16 protein-coding genes are annotated in these 23,550 nt (G+C 54.4%); 4 read left to right on the top strand and 12 right to left on the bottom strand.

The genetic code is table 11. The annotated features are described in order from the left end of the window. Positions 1-136 precede the first annotated feature (136 nt). A complete protein-coding gene (arfB, locus tag VN12_RS21435; RefSeq protein ID WP_146678715.1) occupies positions 137-559 on the bottom strand; it encodes an alternative ribosome rescue aminoacyl-tRNA hydrolase ArfB in 423 nt (140 codons plus the stop codon). A gap of 63 nt (positions 560-622) precedes the next feature. Here arfB and VN12_RS21430 point away from each other — a divergent pair, with 63 nt between their 5' ends. Beyond that, positions 623-2,095 carry a PQQ-binding-like beta-propeller repeat protein gene (locus VN12_RS21430; RefSeq protein ID WP_146678714.1) on the top strand — a complete coding sequence of 491 codons (1,473 nt, stop codon included), beginning with the start codon at positions 623-625 and terminating at the stop codon, positions 2,093-2,095. A 21-nt stretch (positions 2,096-2,116) separates the two neighbouring features. Here the strand turns inward: VN12_RS21430 and VN12_RS21425 are convergent, their stop codons facing one another. The 8 genes from VN12_RS21425 to VN12_RS21390 form a co-directional block, all read right to left on the bottom strand. Beyond that, positions 2,117-2,569 carry a response regulator gene (locus tag VN12_RS21425; protein WP_146678713.1) on the bottom strand — a complete coding sequence of 151 codons (453 nt, stop codon included), beginning with the start codon at positions 2,567-2,569 and terminating at the stop codon, positions 2,117-2,119. Then, entirely contained in the window at positions 2,559-5,978 is a 3,420-nt protein-coding gene (locus VN12_RS21420) for a PAS domain S-box protein (protein ID WP_240491452.1), read from the bottom strand. The genes VN12_RS21425 and VN12_RS21420 overlap by 11 nt, the downstream gene beginning before the upstream one ends. A gap of 192 nt (positions 5,979-6,170) precedes the next feature. Further along, the gene (locus VN12_RS21415; RefSeq protein ID WP_146678711.1) at positions 6,171-7,208 is read right to left on the bottom strand and encodes an esterase/lipase family protein; all 1,038 of its coding nucleotides are present in this window, start codon (positions 7,206-7,208) and stop codon (positions 6,171-6,173) included. Then, positions 7,208-7,630: a hypothetical protein gene (locus tag VN12_RS21410; RefSeq protein WP_146678710.1), complete on the bottom strand. Its 423-nt coding sequence runs from the start codon at positions 7,628-7,630 to the stop codon at positions 7,208-7,210. The genes VN12_RS21415 and VN12_RS21410 overlap by 1 nt, the downstream gene beginning before the upstream one ends. Before the next feature lie 256 nt (positions 7,631-7,886). Then, positions 7,887-8,243 (bottom strand): hypothetical protein, encoded by a 357-nt coding sequence (locus tag VN12_RS21405; RefSeq protein ID WP_146678709.1) that lies wholly within the window; start codon positions 8,241-8,243, stop codon positions 7,887-7,889. A gap of 252 nt (positions 8,244-8,495) precedes the next feature. After that, complete coding sequence (gene truA / locus VN12_RS21400) at positions 8,496-9,314, bottom strand: tRNA pseudouridine(38-40) synthase TruA (protein WP_146678708.1); 819 nt, start codon at positions 9,312-9,314, stop codon at positions 8,496-8,498. Beyond that, positions 9,315-10,874, bottom strand: a complete 1,560-nt coding sequence (locus VN12_RS21395; protein WP_146678707.1) for an aldehyde dehydrogenase (NADP(+)) — start codon at positions 10,872-10,874, stop codon at positions 9,315-9,317. Between the two features lie 62 nt (positions 10,875-10,936). After that, positions 10,937-11,791: a fumarylacetoacetate hydrolase family protein gene (locus VN12_RS21390; protein ID WP_146678706.1), complete on the bottom strand. Its 855-nt coding sequence runs from the start codon at positions 11,789-11,791 to the stop codon at positions 10,937-10,939. A 471-nt stretch (positions 11,792-12,262) separates the two neighbouring features. Here VN12_RS21390 and VN12_RS21385 point away from each other — a divergent pair, with 471 nt between their 5' ends. Next, positions 12,263-15,220: a zinc-dependent metalloprotease gene (locus VN12_RS21385; RefSeq protein ID WP_240491221.1), complete on the top strand. Its 2,958-nt coding sequence runs from the start codon at positions 12,263-12,265 to the stop codon at positions 15,218-15,220. A 463-nt stretch (positions 15,221-15,683) separates the two neighbouring features. Here VN12_RS21385 and VN12_RS21380 read toward each other — a convergent pair whose 3' ends face one another. The 3 genes from VN12_RS21380 to VN12_RS21370 all read right to left on the bottom strand — a co-directional run bounded on the left by VN12_RS21380 (position 15,684) and on the right by VN12_RS21370 (position 21,355). Continuing rightward, positions 15,684-16,139 (bottom strand): rhodanese-like domain-containing protein, encoded by a 456-nt coding sequence (locus VN12_RS21380; RefSeq protein ID WP_146678705.1) that lies wholly within the window; start codon positions 16,137-16,139, stop codon positions 15,684-15,686. A 69-nt stretch (positions 16,140-16,208) separates the two neighbouring features. Further along, positions 16,209-20,090: an ATP-binding protein gene (locus VN12_RS21375; protein WP_146678704.1), complete on the bottom strand. Its 3,882-nt coding sequence runs from the start codon at positions 20,088-20,090 to the stop codon at positions 16,209-16,211. Beyond that, complete coding sequence (locus tag VN12_RS21370) at positions 20,087-21,355, bottom strand: exonuclease SbcCD subunit D (RefSeq protein WP_146678703.1); 1,269 nt, start codon at positions 21,353-21,355, stop codon at positions 20,087-20,089. Before VN12_RS21370 ends, VN12_RS21375 begins: the two co-directional genes overlap by 4 nt. A 210-nt stretch (positions 21,356-21,565) precedes the next feature. Here VN12_RS21370 and lpxD point away from each other — a divergent pair, with 210 nt between their 5' ends. Together lpxD and VN12_RS21360 are read left to right on the top strand one after the other, a co-directional pair. Beyond that, positions 21,566-22,645, top strand: coding sequence for a UDP-3-O-(3-hydroxymyristoyl)glucosamine N-acyltransferase (lpxD, locus tag VN12_RS21365; RefSeq protein ID WP_168164552.1), 1,080 nt, complete (start codon positions 21,566-21,568; stop codon positions 22,643-22,645). Next, a complete protein-coding gene (locus VN12_RS21360) occupies positions 22,638-23,489 on the top strand; it encodes an LpxI family protein (RefSeq protein ID WP_146678701.1) in 852 nt (283 codons plus the stop codon). The genes lpxD and VN12_RS21360 overlap by 8 nt, the downstream gene beginning before the upstream one ends. Positions 23,490-23,550: the final 61 nt, after the last annotated feature.

Here is a 23,550-nt window from a genome sequence, read left to right as displayed (position 1 = left end):
GGGGTGCAAAGACGCTATAATACACCAGTTCAGGAGAAATGGCATCCATCCGGGACGAGGCGGGGAACCGGAACGTCTGGAGTTTGCATCGAAAAAGGAGACGTCGCTTTGCGATGGATTGGGAGTTCTCGTGTGGCTACTCCCAGCCCCCGGCCCTGCCTTGTTTTTTCTGGCTCTGGATACGTTTCCCCTCGATGCGGCGCCGCTGAGATCCTCGAGTAGGTCGCGTCGGCTTACGGACCGTCGGTGGCGTCATGGCATCGAGAATCATATGACGAAGCCGTTCGCGACACGCTTGAATGTTGCTGAGCTGATCGCGATGGACTTGGCTGGTGATCTGCAACATTCCCGATTCCGTCAATCGCGAACCAGCGAGCGCCTTTAGCCGTTGCAAGGTCCCAGGGTACAATGCCTGGGTACCTGCGAGATCCCACGTCAACGTGGCCTTCGAGTTGACCTTGTTTACGTTCTGCCCCCCCGGCCCCCCACTTCGCGAAAATGTAAATTGCAATTCGCTCGCTGGGATCAGGACGTGCTCATTGATGACTAAGTCTTCCATCCCCGCTCCTCACCTTTCTCAGCACCCACCGCTCCACCCGCTTCTTTACCCAACAAATACACGATGTTCGATTTCACGATGCTCGCCTTCACGATACCCCACCGCAGCCAACGACTGAAACACTTCCTCATTGTCGCCATTCTAGGATTCGTCACAACCGTATGCCCGTTGAGAGGCGTGATGGCCCAGGTTGGTTCGGGGGAAACCCAGTCCCTTTGGACCCGCGCGCAAGGCGAGGATTGGCCCCGCATGCTCGGAGCGCGTTATGATTCGACGAGTACTGAGAAGGGCATACGGACCAATTGGGGAGACCAAGGCCTGCGCGTGGTCTGGTCGGCACCGACGGGGGAAGGTTACGGAAACGGTGTCGCGAGCCATGGTCGCTGGTTTCAATTCGATCGCTTCGAAGATCGTGAACGATTGACTTGCCACCACGCCGAGACTGGACAGATCCTTTGGACCTGGGAAAGCCCCGTCACCTATTTCGATGCTTACGGATACAACAACGGGCCACGCTGCAGCCCCGTAGTCGATGGAGAACGAGTCTACGTTTATGGAGCAGCGGGCAAACTGGCCTGCGTGTCCACAAGCGATGGGAAGCGGATCTGGGAAAAGAACCTCAATGAGGAGTTTTGGGTCATCCCCAACTTCTTCGGCGTGGGTGCCTCGCCCTTGGTCTATCGCGATATCCTCTGGGTAATGGTCGGGGGGAGCCGTCCCGACGGGCGGTCCGCCGCGGATCTTTCGGTCAACGATGTCCCTTCCTCTCGCCCAAACCAATGTGCGCTGGTTGGTTTCGATAAGCGAACCGGCAATGTACTTCATCGTGTCGGCAACTATCTCGCTAGCTACGCCGCACCGGTAGTCCGCGAAATCAATGGCAAGGATGTCTTGCTCGCATTCGTTCGCGAAGGGTTGCTCGCATTCAATCCCTCCGATGGCTCAGACGAACGCTTTTATGCTTGGCGAGCGTCATCACTGGAAAGTGTGAACGGGGCGCCACCCACTTTGGTGCAGGGCGATGTTTTAATCGGTGAAGCGTACGAGAAAGGGGGCTCACTGCTTAAGATAGGATCCAGTGGACTGCAAGCTATATGGACCGACGGCAAGTCGCGCCGTGATCAGGTTTTCCGCCCCCACTGGACCAATCCATTGGTCATCGGTTCGAACGTGTTTGTCAGCAGCGGTCGGAATGAACCCGATACCGATCTGCGGTGCTTGGAATGGAGTAAGGAAAAAGGCAAAGTGGAAGTCACAACCACTTGGTCCATTCGCAATCGCGATCGCATGACAGGGATTGTGATCGATAACCACTTGCTCCTTTTGGGAGAAAGAGGAGTTCTGCAATTGGTGAAGCCCAACACATCCCGGTTCGAATTGGTGGCAGAGATGGACCTCACGAACCAACAGGTCCCGGGAGAACAACGCCCTTACGTTCATACTCCAAGCTGGGCGCCCCCTGTCGTTTCGCACGGCTTGCTTTATGTTCGCGGTACGGACCGAATCGTGTGCTTGGAGTTGATCCCTACGAGTTGAGGTGGTGAGGTCCCCATCTGATTACGAAATCGAAGCTGGATTATTCACTCGCTTGATTTCCAGCTCCAAAAACTCTTGGGGAACTTCGGCCTTGCTCATCCTTCGTTCGCGGACCATGGTCCGCATCCGCTCCGCAAACGCGTTGTAATCGGTCGGCTTGAATACAATCTCGTCAACTCCACGCAGCTCAAGGTCTTTGGTTAGCTTGGGTTCCAAAACCGCTGTATGCACAACGATAAACGGCCTTTCTCGGCTTTCTAGCAATGTAGACGCCAGTGCGTATCCGTTGGTCTTGGGCATCGCGAGATCGGTGATCACGAGATCGAATGTGCCACTATCCAAGGTTGCAAAAGCGTCAGCACCATCGGTGGCGCAAAGACAGCTGAAGCCGATTCGTCCGAGAGCAAAAGACAACATCTTCCGCACGACTTCATCGTCGTCCACGATCAATGCACTCATTCGTTCATTCATCATCGGTTACAACTCCCTGGCGAGTCTCTTGAATCGCTTGCCCCTGTCGAAGAATCCTATGTTTGCATTCGCCAATTGAACGATGGCAGGCATGTACTTCTCGCACCAATTGTTCGAGGCCCTCCGTCATGGTGAGTCTATCCTCCGTTTGTGCGGCCATCTCGACCTTTTCCGCTAACTGCGCGAGCCGGGACGCTAATACAACACCAGCGCTTCCTTTTAAGGAATGAGCGAATGCACTGGCCGATGCAAAGTCTCCGGATTGCACGTGTTCGATGAGAGCTCGCAATCGATCCGAGCTTGTCGCGAGGAATGAATCCAAAAGCGAGACGGCAAAGTCCATCTCCCCCATGCATCGCTCTTCAAGGAAGGCCGACTCGTTGAAGGTAGAATCGGGTGGATCGCAAGACTCGCACGCGGGGCCGATCAAATCGGAATGCGATTCGTCGGATGGACGATTTTTGATCACGGACTCAATCTCTTCGAGGAGAGATTTAGGAGTGAAAGGCTTTGAAAGATACGCATCCATTCCGGCGGCTAAGCATCGCTCTCGGTCCCCCTGGATGGCGTTGGCAGTCAACGCAATGATGGGCACGCGAGTCTGAGCGTGTGTACTCTGTTCAAACTCTCGAATGGCGGCGGTGGCAGCAAAACCGTCCATGTCTGGCATTTGGCAATCCATGAGCAGGACATCGAATTTCGATCGTTTATAGGTTTCAACTGCACTTTTGCCGTTGTCCACCACTTCACAAACCCAACCATGCCGGGTGATCACCTCTTCCGCAAACATTTGGTTGGTCGGATTGTCTTCAGCCAACAGAATGTGCAGCACACGGGAAGGGATCGGGTTGGCTTGATCATCGGTTGGAGGAGCGATCTCGGGGAATGTTCCTAGTGGCAAATCGAGTTGAAACCAAAACTCCGAGCCAAACCCCTCGGTGCTCTTGACGCCGATGGATCCTCCCATCGCCTCAATAATACTCTTACTGATCGACAATCCGAGTCCTGTTCCGTTGAATCGTCGGCTCGCAGACTGATCCACTTGGGAAAACTCTTTGAACAAAAGTCGGAGTCGATCTGCTGGAATACCAATGCCTGTATCTTTGACCCGTACACGTACTTGGGCCCGCTCTTCGGTGGCTTCCACGGGATCCACAATAATGGAGATCAACCCTTCGTCCGTAAACTTCACAGCGTTGCTAAGTAAATTGGTTAAGACCTGACGAATCCGATGACTATCTCCGAGCAAGCACAAGGGGGACGGATGTTCGAATCGAAGACGCAATTGCAGATCTTTTTCTTCCGCCCGGTGGCCGATCAACTCCATCGACTCTCGGATCAGCTGCAACAAGTCAAACGGGTGTGAATCGAGCTCCAATTTGCCAGATTCGATCTTCGAGAAGTCGAGAATATCATTGATCAGTACCAACAGATTTTGACCGCTCTTACGACACGCATCGACAAATCGTTGTTGACGTGGTTCAAGCCCCGTGTCCGACAGCAGTTCTGTCATGCCGATGACACCATTGAGAGGAGTACGCAACTCATGGCTCATCGCTGCCAAGAATTCACTTTTCGCTTTACTCGCTTGCTCGGCGGCCTGCTTTGCCTGTTGGAGATTCTCCTCCGATCTCTTTCGATCCGAGATATCGACTTGGGTCGCAATAAAGTTGGAGAGATTTCCTGCCTCGTCGAGCACAGGATCAATCTTCAATTCGATCCAATAAGGCCTGCCGCTCGCATGATAATTGACAATTTCCGTTGCGATACTAACCCTTGCTCTTAGCGCCTCGCGAATACTCGTTACGGCTTCTGGATCCGTCAATTCTCCCTGAAGGAATTCGCCGGGCTTGCGCCCAATCACGCTGTTCGTTTCAAATCCCGTCAATCGAACAAAGGCTTCGTTGCACCATTCGATCTTTCCCTCCGCATCGGTGATCACCACGGAGTGCTGAGTTTTGCTCGCGACTAGGGAAAGCTTTTCTACTCGATCGTGATATTGCTGGAGTTCCAGTTCGGTTTGCTTTCGACAATCGATATCCTCAATTACTTTCACAAAATGCTTCGGTTCGCCGCTCGAGTCGCGAACGAGAGAGGCCGAGAGGCGCACCCACACCGCGTGCCCATCTTTGCGAACGAACCGCTTTTCCAAGCAATACGATTCCATCGCGCCGTCAATCGCCGCGTGCATCGACGCATTGCTTTTTTCCAAGTCCTCGAAGTACGTGATCGTTTGCGAGGACATCTGCAATAGTTCGGAGTCAGAATACCCCAGAATGGAGCATAGGATCGGATTCACCTTCATCCACCTTCCCTGTACGGATACCTGAGCGATCCCGATCGCGGCATTTTCGAAAGTGCCTCGAAAGTTTTGTTCGCTCTCAGATAGTGCCGCATCCTTGGTATGCTTTTCGGTGATGTCGACGCACACACCGATCAACAATCCTGGCTCTGGAAGCAATGAGCTCCCTGGCTCTTCTACAAATCTTCCTTGGTATTGAACGAACCGAATTGCACCGTTCGATTGAACAATGCGAAACTCTGTCTCAAAAGTAGTGCGACCGTCGACGGCAGCTTGGAGCGCGGCGGAGAAGCGTTTTCTGTCATCGGGGTGCACCGTTTCTTGAATGGCAAGGAAACTTTCGCAAGATGGACCCTCCTCCCATCCGAAAATCGCTCGCGTCTTCGCATCCGCGACGGCTTGCTGTGCTCGAAAATCCATTTCGAGAACACCGATCTTGGCCGCCCCCAACGCAATGTCCAATCGCTCTTGGCTCTTGAGTAATTTGGTCGCCAGCAAAGCACTCGACGGCAATCGAAGGGCGATCGGCATGATTCGAACTAGCACGATTACCGTTACCCAAGAAACGATGGCTGTCAGGCATTTCACCAATCCCGAGAACCGATAGACGGGCCACCAAAAAATGGATGCTTCGATCAGATGCCCCAGACCGCATGCGAGGATGAATGCAGCAAAGAGCCAGATAACTTTCGGAAACGGCAGGTCTTTTTTACGCAATATGAAGAAAAGAAGAACACATGGAATCGCGAAGTATGCGGTGAAGATGCCTAAATCAGAAAGGATGTGTAACCACCCCACGTCAGTCGACCATACACCGCAATACCACCGGGCGGGAAAGTCACCAGTGTCGAAAAGCTTGGCGACGAATGTCTTTACGCCCTCGGTTTCAAATGGACGGCGAACGCCTCCCGATGCGAGAGTGGCAGGGATGCAGCAAGTCGTCTGTAAGGACTCCGACTTGGACGGCTGCAGGTCAAGGAGTGAATCCGCCTCAACGGGGGCCATACAGATCGTCAGGAACAATCCAGCGAGGATGGACGAGATCATGAACTGTTCCTTGAAGCAGTACTTGGGACCTAGCACTGCGGATGAAACGACATCACTTCGCATTGCCACAATACGGCGCCTCCTAGGTCGGACAATCGGAATAATCCGATCGAGCGACACTTCGTGATGCAAGCGTAGCTCGCGACGGTTGCGCTGCACAAGGCGGACTGCTTTTTTGTGGGATTTTGCCAAGCCGCAGATCGAAAGCAACCATCGGGATTGGCACGTACCGATCCGTGCCGCTCGTCGGTTCGATCAGGGTGCTGGCGATAGGCTCCCGCCGAAAAGGAAAGATACCGTCGCTCTGGTAATGTTCTCGTCGCTCATGAGAAATGAATGAATGACCGGAAATGTGCGGATTTCCGACGCGGTCTCCAAGGTCGCTTCCGAAACCGTGACGATCCCGTCGCTAGCACCTTCCAGGAAGGGGTTTTGCAATCGAGATTGAGAAATATCACCGATCACAATCGCAAAGGGGCAAGGAGGAGTTCCCAGTTCACTTTGAAGCTTTTCCCAAGCCGCCCCGAGATGAACTCCCGACGAACCGGCCAAGGTTTCAAATACACCAAATCCCGTAAGCGACTTCGCCAAGGCAGAGCCGTTGTTGGGAGGCCCTAACATGACTGCCCGTTCGATGCGTGGCAGCAATCCTTTTGGATCGCCTGATCTCTGCAAGTCACCAATCATGTATCGAAAGACGATATTGCCAAGGCTATGTCCGACGAACCAAATTTTTGGCTCCCCCTCCAAGTTTTCTAGCAACTCACGCATCGCCGTTGCGTGGTGCGCAATCGAATTTCGGGTGCTCGCATAAGTCATCGACACGCATTCACGCTTTTGTGTCGGAAGCTCGGGATGTGCAGCTTCGTAACGACGAAGCTCTTCGGCAATCGGCACCATACTGCCATGGGTTCGGAACAAACCGTGCGCCAGAAGAACGACAACCTCCGGTGTATTAGCATTCGAAGCCGTTTGCTTCGTCGCTTGGAGTTCATCGAGCATGGCTTGCTTTCCACCCCATGCGCGACGGATCCCCTTCGGATCCAGCAATCGCCAATGATGGAGGGTGCTGTTGTATTGAACTTTCCATCCATTCCACCAGCGGAAGTCGGTCCAAAACTGCTTTCCCCCCAGCGTGGGAAGTGGAATGTTCCAAGCCTTCTTTCCGTCTTCCATATCTTCCGTTACCTCCTCCAAGTCGGATGTCTGATCTTGAGCGACCACGGATAGTGAGCCTATTCCCGCGCCAAGGCCGAAGACACTCGCCAGCAACAGCCGAATCGCTGGCAACATCAGATCCTCACTTCCGCTTCGGAAGACTCCCCTCCTGCTTCGTGAATTCCGAGAGCTCCGGCGATCAACGCCAATGCTGCTCGCTCGGATCGATTCACTTTGTTGCCGAATCCAAACGTCCCGCCTGCGGCATTCGCGATCGCCTGGGACATTTCATAAAGCACGTTTAAGAATTCCGAAGCGTGCTCGGGATAGCGTTCGAGAACGAAGTTTCGGCAAAGGAGTAGACGAGCTGGCAATACCATCATGTCTTGATTCCCAAGCTCCCGCACCAAGGCTTCGCAGTCTCGATACAGTCGCCGGCTCGCTGCCTGAAACACCTCGCTCACCAAAGGATTGCGATGTTCACGCAGCTGCGACACCAACTCTTCGAACCGACTCTGTTCTTTGGGATCCACATCGCCGTCGAAGGCCGATGTCAAAATAAAGCAAAGGGAGGGTGAAGACTCTAGTAAGTCTCTGTGATCGGGCTGGTTCATCGATCGACATGCCTATCCGAGGAAAGAATTCAACTCGAAGGCTTTATAGAGGGGGAACAGACCGCTGGCAACCCAAGGGCGATATTGGGTTTAGATTCTTATTTGGTTCTCAGCCAATAAGCGGTCATGGCAAAAATGACAAAAGTGAGCATGGCACTTCCTCTCTTTGGAATAAGTATCGACGATTCCGTCGCCGCGATCACTTTTGGTTCCAACGATCTGCCATCTCCGAAACGGCCTGGAACAAATCATACCAGTGGCGAAAGGATTCCAAAGTATCGACGACCCAAGCGTCGTCGCGATCGAATCCTCGTTCGCTGATGCGAATGGTCTCCGAAAGGTGGTGCCCTGCATCGACACTTTTGATTTCGTTCGATGCCTGCAGTTCCAGTCCTTCATCCGACTCGCCCCATTCGCCCGCATCACTCTCATCGACTTCATCCAGGGGTAACACGTCCCCCATCACCAGATTCACAACCCACAACGCGGCTCGATCCAGATCTACACTATCGATGACAGCTCGAACCGATCCACTTTGAACGTAAAACTTGGCCATGATTTCTCTTCCTTGATCTTGTAAGTGTGTCAGCAACTTGGTTGGAGGCACCACTCCTCCGCTCCTGGACGTGACCTTCAAGATGAGGGGTCTCGGAGAGTCCAGGAGCAGAGGATTGGTCGCTTTTGGGAGTGTCAGGGCGATCCTTCGGATCTTGTGGCTCAGAGGTGATCGACGTCTGCTTCGTCGCCAACCACCGTCGCCTTGACAACCTATTTATCGCCCACCCTTGGACACGTTAGGTCCCACCGCTCAAGAATTTTGATTGGAGCTGGAAATATCTTGCGAATCCTGGGTTCCCAATGGAATAAAACAACTTTCGGGATACCGGACAGAAACCAAACAAAGCCCCTGGCCCGGAGCGGTTTGGCTCGAAGAATCTCGCATCTTGGACTCCAACACGGACTGGATCCAGCGCGGCGAAAATCGACCTACCCCAACTTCGCACAGCGCTCCGACGATATTGCGAACCATGTTGTACAAAAACCCATCCGCCTCCATCTCGATGGAGATGTTTTGGCCATCGAGATAGGGAACCGACCGAACGGGTAAATCGTAGATCGTTCGAATGCTCGATTTGCGAGGAGAGCCTAGGGTCTCAAACGCTTTAAAATCATGCGTGCCTAGCAATAAGTCTGCGGCACGTTGCATGGCCTCGACATCGAGAGGTCGCGGCACCCACCAGTGAACTCGGGCATGCAGTGGGTCCGAAACCCGCGCATTCCAGATTGAGTAGCAGTATCGTTTGCTCTTTGCATTGCGAATCGCATCGAAGCCGTCGACGACGTGCTGCACGGATCGGACCACAATGGACCTCGGCAAAAATCGATTGATCGCCGGGACCAATCGTTCGGGCGGTGCCCTCCAATTTTGCAATCGAATAGAAGCGACCTGCCCGGTCGCATGGACTCCCGAATCGGTTCGACCGCTCCCTTGTACATGCACCTTCTCCCCAGTCGCCTTTTCGATCGCGATGATCAAATGCTGCTGGATGGAAGGTGCATTGCTTTGGACTTGCCAACCGCCGTACGTGGTACCGTCATAGGCGACTGTAAGGGCAAACCATCGCATCTAGAGAGTCCAAGCTCCGTCGATAAGTCGCCATGCTTTTCGCGGATTGCTATCCTGCAAGAGATGTGGCAAACGGTCGTGACGAACCGCATCGTAACATGTCAACTTCGCAAAACGAATCAAACTCGCGGGGATCCCAACGGCTGTAAATCCTGGATGGGCCGTCGCAGGGAACGGTCCACCATGGTTCATCGCTGGGCTCACGGCGACACCGGTTGGCATCTTGTCATTGAGCAAACGCCCAACCTTCTGCAACATTTCCGTAGCGATGGGCCCATACATCGCGTCATCGCTCCCATCGGTTGCAGAGTACACGCAGCCGGTCAGGTTACCTTCGAGGGACTCGATCGCTCGAAGGATTTCCATCAAGTCTTTGCAAACGACAATGAGCACTGCGTTGCCAAACGCTTCGGTTTGGAATTGAGACGGTGCGAGAAGGAACGCTTCACCGGATACTCGAAGGACGGTGTTCGCCACAGCGCATCGTCCGCCCGCGATCTTGTCTCCACCAGCCAACAACTCGGCACCTGCGTCCTTGAGCACGCCGATGCTCTTGACCAGCGAGCTTTCCACTCCCTTGGACAACAGGGTTCCGGGCGGAATCTGCATGTACTTCGCGACGACCCCTTCCACAAAGTGTCGAGCCTCGGGCGAATCGATCATCAGCAGCAACCCGGGATTGGTACAAAACTGCCCAGCCCCCATCAAGCCGCTCGTGACATATTCCTCGATCAGTTTGTCCCCACGCTCTTTCAAGGCGCCGGGTAGGAACACGACGGGGTTCACACTGGAGAGCTCCGCATAGAAGGGCTTTCCGACGCGATCGGCAGCCGCTTTTAACTGCAATCCAGCATGCCGCGAGCCCGTGTAACCAATCGCAGCCAATCGCGGATCGCTCACCAATTTTTCCCCATCCGCGTGGGTCGTTCGGTAAATCAGCTGGACCAATCCTCGCGGCATCCCCGTTTTCTCGATGGCTTGCAAGGCCAGCTCTGCAAAGCGCTGCGTGGTGGCTGGGTGGGACGAGTTCGCCTTTCCTATCACAGGATTTCCGGCTGCAATCGCCGCGGCAAAATCTCCCCCCGCCAAACTGTTGAAGGCAAATGGAAAGTTATTGGGGCCGAAGACGCAGACCGGCCCGATCGCTTCGTACGAGGAGCGAATATTGGCCTTGGTATCGATCGTCGGCATAGCCCAGGAACCGGTGCGCGCTACGGCCGCCGCTTGCTTGAGCTGGCTCACTGTTCGTGGAAGCTCGACATCGCCGAGCCTGGGTGAAACGGGCAGGCCGGTCTCTTCGTGTGCCAAGGCAACCAATGTTTCCTTATCAGACTGGATCAAGTCCGCGAACGTTTCCAAGAACTCCGCGATCGTATTGGGATGAATCGACCGCAGTTCTTTGAAAGCTTGACTCGCAGCCGCGAGCGCTTGATCGAGCTCGCTCCAAGCGCTCAGCGGATAGGTTCGAGCAATCGATTCGCCGGTCATCGGATTGGTCGCTTGAAAACTTCCGTTGGTGTTGGAGTCGATCCACTGACCGTTGATTAGAACTTTTTCCATGGTGTTATCGTCGATTTGAATGAGTTAGGGAGCTGAATGAAGAAACGGCAATCGGGTAATCGCTACCCCTGAACGATCACGTTGGATAGCGTTCCGATGCCGTCGATCGATATATGCACTCGGTCCCCAGGAGCGAGCGTGAAGCTGCTGTCGGGGACAATTCCGGTTCCCGTTAAGAGAAATGCTCCATTGGGCATGTCGTTGTCTCGCAGCAACCAGGAGACGAGATCTTCCAAATTCCTCGCCATCTGGGAAACACCCGTTTCCCCTGTGAAGACTTGCGCACCATCGCGATGAATTTCAAGTCGAATTCCAATCGTCGAACGTTCGGGCATCGCAGACGCGAGTGTGACCCACGGTCCCAAACCACAGCACTCGTTGTAGACCTTGGCCTGAGGAAGATACAAAGGATTGTCCCCCTCGATATCTCGACTGCTCATGTCATTGCCGATGGTATACGCCACAATCTTTCCGACTCGCGAAATCACCAACGCCAATTCGGGTTCAGGGACATTCCAAGTCGCATCGGTTCGAATGCGAAGCTTTCCAAGATGGCCGCTGCACCGGTTGGGCGTCGCTTTGAAAAAGATCTCCGGTCGGGCTGCGGTGTAGACGCGGTCATAGCAGCTCGCGGCCGCCTCGCTCTCTTCCATCCTCGCTGTTTGTGATCGTTTGTAGGTCACGCCAGCAGCCCAAACCTCCTGCTGGTCGATCGGCGGGAGCCAGCACAAGGAATCCAGTTTCATCGCATCGCCAGGGGTCGGCAGTTCGACTGCGAGCCGCTCCAGATCCGGCGACGAGAGAAGATCCTGTAGGGTCGTTAACCCAGCGGCTCCCAAATCCAAGACCGCGGCTAGATTGTTCTGGATCCGAACGACGGCGACATCGGAACCGATTTGAATGCGTCCAAGTTTCATGAGGAGGAAGGCCTAGCGCGACAAGGGAATACAAATGGAGACTTTGAATCGGTATTGAACCAGCTTGGGGATCGATTGACCAGTACCAGCCCCCTTGGAGTTCCCGTCCCCATCGCCGCGCGAACCACAGATTGAATTGTTAAGAAATCACTAGACGGAGCCCAACAACGGACACATAATTCTTGCTAATGCGAGAATTACGACCTAACGGTTGTGACGGCAAGACAATTTATGCGGTTGTTTTTCGGCAAAGCTCCTTGGACGGTGACTTTCCTCGCTATCCCCACTCGGACGCTGACCTAGGCTTTTCCACTCCCTCCAGCCTGCGCCCGTCGACCGGCCAAGCCATGTCAGCTCTGGATGGATCCCCTAGAATACGAACGAACCAATTCAATATCGTTATCTCCCGACGACAAGCGAATGGGTTGTGCGTACTTGTTTTGCATCGTTGTACCTCTTTGGAAAATCAGAATGAAACGGTATCGAGATCTGATGTTGAGATACTCGCTGTTGGCTGCGGGGACTTTGCTGTTCCCAACCGCAACGGTTGAGAAGAGTTTTGGACAGGAGGGAGCCGTACCCGAGTACCCTCCCTTTGAAAAGGTGACAGAGGGCTTCACTAAAATGGAGTCAAAGTCCCCTGACCGAGCAGCGAACCCAAACGGTCTGTGCAGCGTTTGGACTCGCGAGAAAGACGGCCAAATGCTTTTGGAAATCCCAAAAGACTTTGCGAGCAAGAAGTACTTTATCGCTTTGACAGTCAGCGCTGGTGATCAATTCGCAGGACTGCAGTCGGGTGATTACTACGTCTATTGGCGACAATACAACAAGCGACTCGCGTTGGTTCTTCCAAACTTGGAAATCCGTTCCAATGGCGAACCTGAGTCGAAATCGTCGGTCAAGAGACTCTTCACCGACACGGTTTTGCTCGACGTGCCCATCGTCACGATGGCTCCCCGCGGCGGCCCCGTTATCGATGCTGACGCACTCTTTGTTGGGCAAGCTAGCAAGTTCTTCGGCGGTGCCGTGCGCATCCAAGATCCACAGCTGACCAAAATCGCCAAGGCAAAAACGTTTACGAAGAATGTTGAACTGGCTTTTGAAGTTGTCTCAGCCGGTGGGAAGTTTCAAACGCTTCACTACTCGATTAGCGAAGTCCCAGAAGACTCTGGCTATCGTCCTCGCAAAGCAGATCAACGCGTTGGCTATTTCGTAACCAACTTCACCGACCTCGGTAGTTACGACGACGATAAGAAACGAGTTCGTTACATCACTCGCTGGCGACTGGAAAAACGAGACCCGAATTTGAAGGTGAGCCCTCCGGTCACACCCATTCGGTTTTACATCGAGCACACCACTCCCGTGCGATACCGCCGCTGGGTGAAACAAGGGATTGAATACTGGAACAAGGCCTTTGAATCGGTTGGTTTTTCCGATGCGATCGAAGTCCTCTACCAGGACCCGCGTTCCCCAGCAACTATGGACCTCGATCCCGAAGATGTTCAATACAACTTCGTTCGCTGGCTGAACAACGACGTGGGAACCGCGATTGGGCCAAGCCGCGTGCACCCGATTACCGGAGAAATCCTGGATGCGGATATCGTGTTGACCGACGGCTGGATCCGGCACTTCAATTTCCAATTCCATGACATGATGCCCGAGTTGGCCATGGAAGGAATGACTTCGGAAACGATTGCTTGGTTGGGCGAAAACCCCAGCTGGGATCCGCGTGTGAGACTTGCACCTAGCGCCAATCAAAACCATTTGCGCGAAGTATTTGCCAAGCAAGCAAAGCTCCCGTTCGCGGGGCACCCGATGACCAAAGTGGATGGCCGTCTGATCGGCAACCAACCCTATGACGGTCTCGTCGGACGCATCAGCCAAGTCAATGGTTACTGCAACGTAGCCCTCGCCAAGCAAATGGATATGGCGATGGCACGCATGAGCATGGAGCTTCTCGAAGAGATCTATAGCCAAGAAACGAAACCGGGCGAAGCCGGCGATAAAAAGCCGGAAGAAGGCAAACCCGAAGAAAAGAAACCAGCCAAACCCAAAGAAGACATGCTCGATGGGATGCCGGAATCTTTTATCGGCCCCTTGTTGGCAGAACTGGTCGCGCACGAAGTTGGACACACCCTGGGGCTCCGCCACAACTTCAAAGCTTCTAGCCTCTACTCGCTCAAGGAGATCAACTCCGATGCGGTCGCTGGCAAGAAACCCCTCGCATCGTCGGTAATGGATTACATTCCAATCAACATGCCGTACAAGCTCGAGGAATCGGTTAAAGGTGATTGGACTATGACCGGCATCGGGCCCTACGACATGTGGGCGATCGAATACGGTTACTCCACCGATGAAGCCAAGCTTCCGGAAATGCTCAAACGGACTTCGGAACCTGAGTTGCAGTACGCGACCGATGAAGACACCGGCGGTCCCGATCCTCTGGCCCGTCGCTACGACTACTCCAAAGACCCTCTCGACTACGCTGAAAACCAGATCCGTCTGGTGAAGCTCTATCGCGAACGGCTCTTGGATAAATTCGTCAAAGACGGGGATAGCTGGTCCAAAGCGAGACGCGGGTACGAGTTGACCCTCGGAGAGCAAATGAAGGCAGTCAGCATGATGGCCAACTGGGTCGGTGGAGCCCACGTCAATCGCGACAAGAAGGGGGATCCAGGTAATCGACAATCCTTGGTTCCTGTGCCTGCCGAAACCCAACGCAAGGCTTTGGAGTTTGTCATTCGCAATGCGTTCCGAGACGACTCGTTCGGAATCACCCCGCAAATCCTCGAACGACTCACCAACGACAAGTGGGCTGACGAAGGGATTCGATCGATGGGCGAGTCGACATTCCCCGTTCACGACCGCATCCTCGGGTATCAAGCATCGACACTGACCATGCTGATGAACCCGACCGTTTTGCGCCGCGTGTACGACAATGAGCAGCTGGTTCCACAGGACAAGGATGCGATGACGCTTCCAGAACTGATGGACAAACTTTACAACGAAGTTTGGTCCGAACTCGATGCGAAGGTCGAAGGAGAGGCTTCTCCTCGCAAACCACGCATCTCCTCGTGGCGACGCAATTTGCAACGCGAGCACTTGGAACGCTTGATCACTCTCGGCATGCCAACTAGCACTGCCGCAGTGAGCAAGCCCATTGCCTCGCTCGCATTGCTCCAGCTGAAAGAGCTGAAACGAAAGATCGATGCCGTGCTCGAAACCAAGGCGGGTCTCGATCCCTATTCACTCGCTCACCTCGGCGAAGCTCAACAGCGTATCGCGAAGGCAGTCGATGCCATCTACATCTACAATATGCCTTCGAGCTTCGGTGGCGGTGGCGGCGGAATCATCATTCTCGGTCAAGAGAAAGATGGCGAGACCAAGATCGTTGAACCGACGGAACCTATCGTCCCAACGCAGCCCTAGTACTGCGAGGACAAACGAAAGTCCCTAAAAGAAGTCTGTAATAAGAAGTAAGTCCCATAGGTCGCATGCGACCTATGGGACTTTTTTGTTGAACGTGACATGCAGAGTTGGAGCACCGATAGTCCCCGTAGGGACACACAAAACCATTGCCATATCAATCGTTTGCAAACCGCCCCGCTCGGCATCCCTTCGTTTAACAGCCAGCCGCACGCGTACACGCTCCACCGAAGGTGGATACCAGAAACGCAGAATCATTGACCAGGACCAAACGTCAGCTCCAAGTGCTCGGTGCATTATCTTGCTCAAAGAGCTCTCTCAACCCGCCATCTCGCGTGCCATGCGATATTCTGATTGACCTTCAGCCGACAAGCCTACGTGTCACCACCTCGGAGCGAGCCTCTTGCTCTTTCATCCCGACCGAGACGACGTCCGGGGCCATCAATCCATTGCGAAATTCTGTGTTTCAACGGCCGTCCAAGTCATATTTATCACTCTTAAAGCCAGCAGCGACAAGTTCTTTGTAGCCAGGCTTGAGAGGACGGACTTCGATACCAAACTTCTCGAGCATGGCACCTGCCTTCAGAGATCGATAGCCGACTTCGCAGTAGGTGTACGCGATCGTCCCTTCCGGAATTAGCTCCCGATACTTCTTTGCATCTGGCTTCTCTTGCATACCACGCCACGGAAGATGGACCGCACCCGCGATGTGCCCGTTGTTCCACTCGACGAGTTCTCGGACATCGACGAGCACCGCCTTTTTCTTCTCAATCCGTTCTTTAACTTGCTCCAACGAATCGGTGGTGTGCTTCAATTCCTTCTTCGGCGGCTGGGGATCTTCCGCCATGGCAGCAGGAATGCTCCCACAAGACAAGAAGGGGATAGCGATCACAAAACCGAGCAGGAGCTTTCTTCGCAACATAATTATTCGATGGGGATAGAGGGAGCGACGTGCGTTCCCACCAGTATAGCGAAGCGAACCCAAAAGTCCCTATTTGGCTTCGCTCCACCAGAGGTCATGGGGTTCACCTTCGAAAGGGAGATCCATACGATCGAGCTCGTTCCAAAGACGCTCCGCAGGATCCCCTGCCGGTGTTTGGGTTGCCTCCTCTTCGTACCACATGGCGAACGGCATGGATTCGTCCTCGTCTACCGTGTGCATGGCAGGCACCGGTTGACGTCGCGGCTTGAGCACCAGAGGCTCGACCGGGACGACCGATTCCTCTTTCTCTACTTGAGGCTCAGAAATAGTGGGACGCTCCACTACGATCGGCGCGACGGGTACTGGTGGCAACTCGACATTTGGTATTACCTCCTCCGCTGCGGGTGCAATCGGAGCTGGCTTCGGTTTGGTCCGTTTTTCGACGACTGGTTCGACGATCGGTTCGGGAACTTCAACCACCTCGACGGCCAAGCGTATTGGCTTTTCCACCGGTAGATCGTGGGGTTGATAAACCTTCGCTTCTCCCGATTGGCCTTGCGCCGGGAGAACACGGACTTGAACACCGATATCGTGGAAGATTCGCATGATATGTTCGTGGCACGTGAACATGATGACTTGGTGACCTAATGCTGCGAAATCGCGAAGCACTTGAGCAGCAAAGCTAGCTCGAATGGAGTCAAAATTCACGAGCACGTCATCGAGGACCAATGGGAGCGTCACTCCGCGGCGCGAGTAAGCGGCCGCCAAGGACAATCGCAATGCGATGAAAACGGCTTCTCGAGTTCCTCGACTAAGCACCTCCAAAGGCAAACTCTGGTTTTTATCGTTATCGATTCGCAACGCGTTCTTTCCGAGAGGCGTCCAGACGCGCACATACTTTCCATCGGTAAGTTGCTTCAAGAAGGCCGAAGCCTCGCGGAGGGTCTCAGGCTGTCGCTCGGTCTCATATACCTCGCAGACTTTCTCAAGCATGCAAGTCGTCGCACCGAGGGTTCTCCAGTGTTCTGCACAGGCAGCGATCTGCCTTTCGAGACTGGCAAGTTCCAATTTCGCTTCCGCGATGCGGCGATCGGCGGCCAAACTCTTCATCTCCTGAGACGTCTCCCCTTGCCGTTGCAGAAGAGCAGCAACTCTTTCCTCGGCTTGGGTAATGCGCTGACCGAGCGTTTCCCATCGCTTTTCTAGCTCATGTGCCGGGGTATTCTCGAGAAGTCGCATGACGGTCTCATACGGAACATGACCACCGATCGTACTTCGGATGCGGTGATCCAATTGCGCTACCTCGTTCTCCAAGCGGAGATATTCCGATTTGATTTGCAAATGCTGCTGTAGCTGCTCCGCGTCCTCGACACCCAAGTCGGCGAGGTGCGATTGTCGTGTTCGAATCCACTTCTCCATCCCTCGCGTGGCAATCTTCTGCTTTCGCGACAGCTCTTCGTCCTGCGATTTGAGTTCTTTACGCAATACGATGTACTGTTTGTGCTGGGCGAGGGTGTTGGTGAGCTCCTGCAGTCTAAGCAAAGGCCCTTCGCTGTTATCGGGTGCTGCGGCAGCGGCGGCGGCCCGCAGGGAGATCTGCTCGTCTCGCTGACGTTGATCTCTGCGATCCCTGTCTCGGTCCTTATCCCGATCTCGATCCCGTTCTCGATCTCGGCGCTCTTCGCGTTTTGCTTCTTGGGGAACGCGCACGCCATCTCGGCGCGATTCATTAGGATCGCCCCAAGTCGGACGCGTCGCATCCTTGATCGCCTGATTGGACTCTTCGATCGCAACTTTCAATTGGAGCGACAGAGCCTCGATACGTTGCATGGCCGTAGAGAGCTCGATTTTTCGCTGGGCTAACTCGTCTTGCTGCGCCTTCAACCGACGTCGCGTTTGCGTAAGCGATTCGTAGCCCTCAGCCAAAATGCGAATGCTCTTAGGGGACAAGGATTCGGCCATTCCAAGCTGGCTCAGCATCCTCTTCCAAGATGATCTGGCCGATTTCAGACCATGCATCGCCTCCTTCGCATGTTGCTTTGCTGTTTCATAGCGCTGCTCTGCGGCTTGGAGATTGTGCAACGTCGGGAGATAATTCTCGCACTGTACCAGATCGCTTTCGGCGTCGCGGATGCGCTGCTCCAGGGTTCCGGTGTGTTCGGGTAGTGATTCGAGCAACTCGTCCCGTTCCTGAACGGTTTTACGAAGCTGGGAATCGACGGCGTCGAGCTGCGAGTCACAGCTGTCCAGTTCGTCTTTCGAATCCTGTTCCAAGCTCTTCCATTTAAAGAATGTGTAACACAGCAATCCGATCCCGACGAGAACCAAGAGAAATCCGATCGTTTGCTCGCTTTGGGCAGGGACTTGCGCCGTGCCGCTCGCGGCAATGCGTGACGCCCGCATCAAGTTCCAGCCAAGGAACTTTCCAAGCCCCAGTACGAGCATCATCGAGCCGCCGACAAAAGGGAGCAGCAGGCGTCTTGCATCGTCGATCGGAAAGACCTCTTCCGATTCCAAGTCGACCGCTTGGTCCTCAATCTCTTTGCGATGGCGGCGATATTTTTCAATCCGTTCATCGAGTTGCTGCACCTTGCGAAGGTTGCTCAGCAAATCATGAGCGCTCTTATGGGCTGTTTGGAGATCGCTCACACCTTGTACCGACAGAAATCCCTCGATCTCAGCGGCCAACCGGGACGCTTCTTTTTTATCGTTGAGTCCTTGCTCTTTGGCTTGCTTCAACCGTGTTTGGTAGCTTCGCACGTCCCGCGCGGGGCCTGCCAATTGGCTGATCGCTTGCCTGGAAAGGTCTGGCAGATTGGCCAATCGCTTATCATTGAGCAAAGCCTCTTGGTCTTGCTCCGTGAGCCCCAATCGCTTGGCATCTTCGAGCAACTGCTCTTCGGATTGTTGGCACTCCGATTCAAGCCGTTGGATTTGCAGTTGCAGGCTGGTAATCCAAGGTCCTTGTTCATTGGCTGCGTCAATCTTTCCTGCGAGCGTGAGAATCCCTTTGCTTACAGGTAAATTGGTGGCCCGCTGGCGAAGAGCCTTTCGTTCTTCTCGGATCGATTGGACCAGCTCTCGTTTCTCTTCGATTTCGCGTTGGATCTCTTCCAAGCGGACGTAGCTGTTATCGGGAAGATCGACACGAGCATTCAACGATTTGAGCTTGGTCTTCGTCGATTCGCGCGACTGCCAGGGCTCACGAATTTGGATCGCCGTTTCGACGGTCTTCGACTCGAGCTCCCACTGGCCGACTCGGAGTTTTAGCTCTTCTATTTCGTTTTGTTGGTTGCGGCGGTGAGCGGCCAGCTCACCCCATCGGCGACCGCGTACGGTAAGCGCCTCGATTTCATCGCGAAGCTTCTCTCGCCGTTGGAGCATGAGCGCCATCTGGCCTTGGTCGGCTTCGGTTGAAACGATTTGGCCGCGTGCACCCTTCAATTGCCGCATGACATCCACGAGCGAGACTCGGTCCAAACCGCTCGAAAGTTTGTAAAGCTCGTCCGCCGCAGCGGTATCGTCGAGGGTACTCAGCTCTTGCAGCTCGCGCAATCCGATTGCAAAAACGTTGGTGAAAATGGATTCATCGACACTGCCGAGCAAGGAGGTGAGACGATGCTGCCCCTGGGTAACTCCGTCGCTGCTCGTGACGGTCAGCTGTCCCACGATGGAAGGATCGTTCAACGTCGCGCGGCGAGCTATCTCGTAACCTCCCCCTGGACCGGTTACTCGCATCGCTCCGCCAGGCTTGCCCCCGAAAACTGGAGGCAGATATCGCTGACGTCGATCGGCCGTGAAACCGTACAGCATGGTCCGGAGGAACTGCATCAACGTCGTTTTGCCCGCTTCATTGGGCCCGTAGAAAACAGTCATTCCCTCGGGCAGGGAATCCACAGACAATCCCGACCAAACACCGAAGCCATCGATTTGGATGTCGCGGACCTTCATGACTTCATTCCTCCGAAGCGTCGTGTGGGTGCGAGCAGATCCATTTTGTGCCCGCGGAGCATATCCACACCCAATAGGGTTGATTTATCAAGCATCGACGTGACTGTGGTCGGTTCGTCGTTATCCAAAAGCGATTGCCATACCGGCGTTCCGGGCGTTTCGCATTCTACCAAAGGCTTGAGGTTGATGTTCTTGCCGAGAGCCTTGCGGGTATCGGTAGCTGTACGAAGAAAATCACCGAGGATGGTATCTTCTTCTTGCCATTTGCTCGGGAATGTCTTCGGCGAAAGGACTTCGATGTCGGTTGACCATACGCTGCAGGCACCATGTCCGTATTCGCGACGGACCCAACCCAACATTTCTTCGAGAGCAGCAGGCCCCACCATGGCGGCATTTTCGAGATCCATTTCGATCTTCCACTCGATGATCAAATGTCGCGTGCCGTTTTCGGATTGCAGCTTGGAGATCCGCTTGGACATCAACTGCCTGATGTCGCGTCCCATGGCGAGATCCTCAGCGTCCAACGTCTGGGTGATATAGCGAAATAGATCGACATCCGTCGAAACGATTTGCGCATCGTGGTTCCCATCCACTTCCACAGTGTAACAACCATGTGCACCGCTTTCTTGGAACGATCTCCCTTGAGGCGTTCCGCAGACCCGCATGTGGGGAGCTTCACCATGAAGCGTTTGTCGCTGATGATTACCTCCCAAAGCCCAGTAGTCGATTCGTTGACTGATGAGTGTATCCCGTTCCGCCACACCGTGAGCCAAGCCAATGGTGTAGGTATCGTCTTCATCCATTTGGAATTCGGCGGCGCGAATCGATTCGCGACCATCATTGGATCGGCCGAGGATGGTGGCGAGAGGCGTTCCGTTTCGACGATAGATAACCGGTTCGACTTGCTTCTTGGAAAACAAATGAACGTTGGGTGGGAGGCTGACGGCTTCGGGCCATCGTTCGGGATCGTCCACCGTACCCGACGCCCAGAAGACCTGAATTTTGTTTTGATTTAGCTTTTCAAATTGTTCCAACAGAAAAGCGGGCCCCGCTGCGCCGCACGAAACGGGATTCAGAATATCCCCTGCGAGCAGCACGAAGTCGACATTCTCGACAATCGCAGTCTCGAAGATTGTCTCGGCCGCCTTCCATGGGGCATCGACCAATTGGGATTTGAGATGCTCGGGCAGATCGAGCAAATCCTGCATCGGGCGTTCTAAATGAAAATCACCTGCGTGGATAAACCGAATCGACTCTTTTGCCATCGCCCCCTCCCTGGTGCTGCGAACCGCGGCGTCCTACCTATCTTGCGCCGCGCGTTAGTTTAGTGGAATTGCGAAGACTAAGCCAACATCGATTTAATGGGTAGGGGAGGAAAACTGCGTTGATTTTGGTAATTCAGATCACGTATAGTCCCGCTCATGAATCCCCTCTGCGGAAGCAGGGTCAATCCTCGGACAGAAAAGGACTTCAAGATGACCGCCATCGATCTTGCAACGCTAGCAAACCGCGTCCACGGCGAACTGTTCGCGCGAAGCAATGAATCTCAATCGAACGTCCCTTTGATCACAGGGGCCTCTCCCCTTGCGGATGCAAAGCCCGGCCACATCACCTTGATCGATAACGAGAAGTACCTCCCGCGATTGGAGAACTCCCGTGCTGCAGCGTGCGTGACAAGACAAACCTTTCCCAATTGCTCGATTCCCCAGATCGTGGTTCCAAACCCACATGAGGCTTTTGCCCAAATCTGCCAGATCTTCCGGCCCGCTTGCATTGTACGCTCGGCGACAGGCATCCATCCCACCGCGGTGGTTGCTGAAACAGCCCAGGTGAGTCTCTCTGCCGTCGTGGAGGCACATGCTCACGTGGGCGACCACTCTCAGATTGGAGACCGAACCCATATCCATCGCGGTGCCACGGTGATGGAGGGATGCAAGATCGGTGAGGATTGCCAGATCTTCCCAGGCGTTGTCCTCTACCCAGGCACGGTGCTCGGCGATCGCGTAGTGCTTCATGCCAATTGCGTGCTCGGTGCGCATGGATTTGGTTATCGCATGGTCGATGGAAAGCATGTTTCTACCGCTCAATTAGGTTGGGTCGAGATCGAGGACGATGTCGAAATCGGTGCGAGCACCACCATCGATCGCGGAACCTTTGGCGCGACGCGAATCGGTGCGGGGACCAAGATCGACAACTTGGTCATGATCGGCCACAACTGCTCGATCGGTAAACACAATTTGATCTGCTCGCAAGTCGGAATTGCGGGGAGCACCTCCACCGGTGAATATGTCGTGCTCGCTGGTCAAGTTGGATTGCGGGACCATATCCACATCGGTTCGCGCACGATGGTTGGAGCGCAAAGCGGCGTCGCCTCGGACGCCCCCGAAGACCAGATCTTGCTCGGCAGTCCCGCCATCCCTCGGATGGAGCAAGCCACATTGTTCGCTGCCATCAACCGATTGCCCGAGATGAGAAAATCTCTCAAACGACTTGAAAAGCAAGTCGAAGCACTGAAGTTGGATGCAGCATCGAATGAATCGGGCTCGAATGAATAGTTCGCAAACCGTTGGGATTGTGGCAGGCTGGGGCGAGTATCCCATTTCCGTGGCGAAGGCGTTGCGGGAAAAGGGATGCCGCGTGGTGATAGCAGCCATCCGAGACCACGCATCCCCGGACATCGAACAAGTAGCGGACGCCACCCAATGGGTGGGAGTGTGCAAGCTTGGTGGGATGCAACGCTTTTTTGAAAAAGAGCGCGTCGAGCAAGTTTGCCTATCGGGAAAATTATTCAAAGAGACCATCCTCTTTCATGGTTGGGGATGGATGGGGCACTTACCGGACTGGGAGTGTATCAAAACAATGTTTCCACTTCTTTACTCGCGGCGAGCCAACACGACCGACGACTCCCTCTTGGGCGCAGTCGTCCATTCCTTTGCACGCAAAGGTATGACGACGATCCCCGGGACCGATTATGCCCCGCAGCTTTTGGCGGAGGCAGGCGTGCTGACTCGCAGGCATCCAACGGCACGACTTCAGGCGGACATGGACTTTGGCTGGCGAATGGCTAAGGAAATGGGGCGACTCGACATTGGTCAGAGCGTGACCATCCGCGATCGGAGCGTCCTCGCCGTGGAAGCGATAGAGGGGACCGACGCATGCATCACCCGAACCGCCTCGCTGTGCCCGCGCGGCGGATTCTCGCTGGTCAAAGTGGCAAAGCCTCAACAGGACATGCGATTCGATCTGCCCACTATCGGCCCACGAACGATCGAAACGATGAGAAAGGCAGGGGGAAAAGCCATTGCCATCGAAGCGGGGAAAACGATTCTGCTAGACCGGGAAAAGACTCTGGCCGCCGCCGAAAAAGCCGGAATTGTTATCGTCTCCATCACCCAATAAGGGAGGCGAGGGCCGATCCCGCTGTTGCCCTGAGCTCGGTCCGAGACCTATACTGACTGCA

Source organism: Pirellula sp. SH-Sr6A, assembly GCF_001610875.1.
GTDB lineage: Bacteria > Planctomycetota > Planctomycetia > Pirellulales > Pirellulaceae > JBKCUI01.
The sequence above is the reverse complement of the archived record's forward strand: the minus strand, read 5'-3'. Positions and strand labels throughout refer to the sequence as shown.

Coding starts and splice junctions, on each gene's coding strand:
- VN12_RS21375 (WP_146678704.1), bottom strand. CDS start 20,090: ATGAAGGTCCGCGACATCCAAATCGATGGCTTCGGTGTTTGGTCGGGA.
- VN12_RS21395 (WP_146678707.1), bottom strand. CDS start 10,874: ATGGAAAAAGTTCTAATCAACGGTCAGTGGATCGACTCCAACACCAAC.
- arfB (WP_146678715.1), bottom strand. CDS start 559: ATGGAAGACTTAGTCATCAATGAGCACGTCCTGATCCCAGCGAGCGAA.
- VN12_RS21430 (WP_146678714.1), top strand. CDS start 623: ATGTTCGATTTCACGATGCTCGCCTTCACGATACCCCACCGCAGCCAA.
- VN12_RS21370 (WP_146678703.1), bottom strand. CDS start 21,355: ATGGCAAAAGAGTCGATTCGGTTTATCCACGCAGGTGATTTTCATTTA.
- VN12_RS21405 (WP_146678709.1), bottom strand. CDS start 8,243: ATGGCCAAGTTTTACGTTCAAAGTGGATCGGTTCGAGCTGTCATCGAT.
- VN12_RS21420 (WP_240491452.1), bottom strand. CDS start 5,978: ATGCGAAGTGATGTCGTTTCATCCGCAGTGCTAGGTCCCAAGTACTGC.
- truA (WP_146678708.1), bottom strand. CDS start 9,314: ATGCGATGGTTTGCCCTTACAGTCGCCTATGACGGTACCACGTACGGC.
- VN12_RS21390 (WP_146678706.1), bottom strand. CDS start 11,791: ATGAAACTTGGACGCATTCAAATCGGTTCCGATGTCGCCGTCGTTCGG.
- VN12_RS21415 (WP_146678711.1), bottom strand. CDS start 7,208: ATGTTGCCAGCGATTCGGCTGTTGCTGGCGAGTGTCTTCGGCCTTGGC.
- VN12_RS21360 (WP_146678701.1), top strand. CDS start 22,638: ATGAATAGTTCGCAAACCGTTGGGATTGTGGCAGGCTGGGGCGAGTAT.
- lpxD (WP_168164552.1), top strand. CDS start 21,566: ATGACCGCCATCGATCTTGCAACGCTAGCAAACCGCGTCCACGGCGAA.
- VN12_RS21380 (WP_146678705.1), bottom strand. CDS start 16,139: ATGTTGCGAAGAAAGCTCCTGCTCGGTTTTGTGATCGCTATCCCCTTC.
- VN12_RS21385 (WP_240491221.1), top strand. CDS start 12,263: ATGAAACGGTATCGAGATCTGATGTTGAGATACTCGCTGTTGGCTGCG.
- VN12_RS21425 (WP_146678713.1), bottom strand. CDS start 2,569: ATGATGAATGAACGAATGAGTGCATTGATCGTGGACGACGATGAAGTC.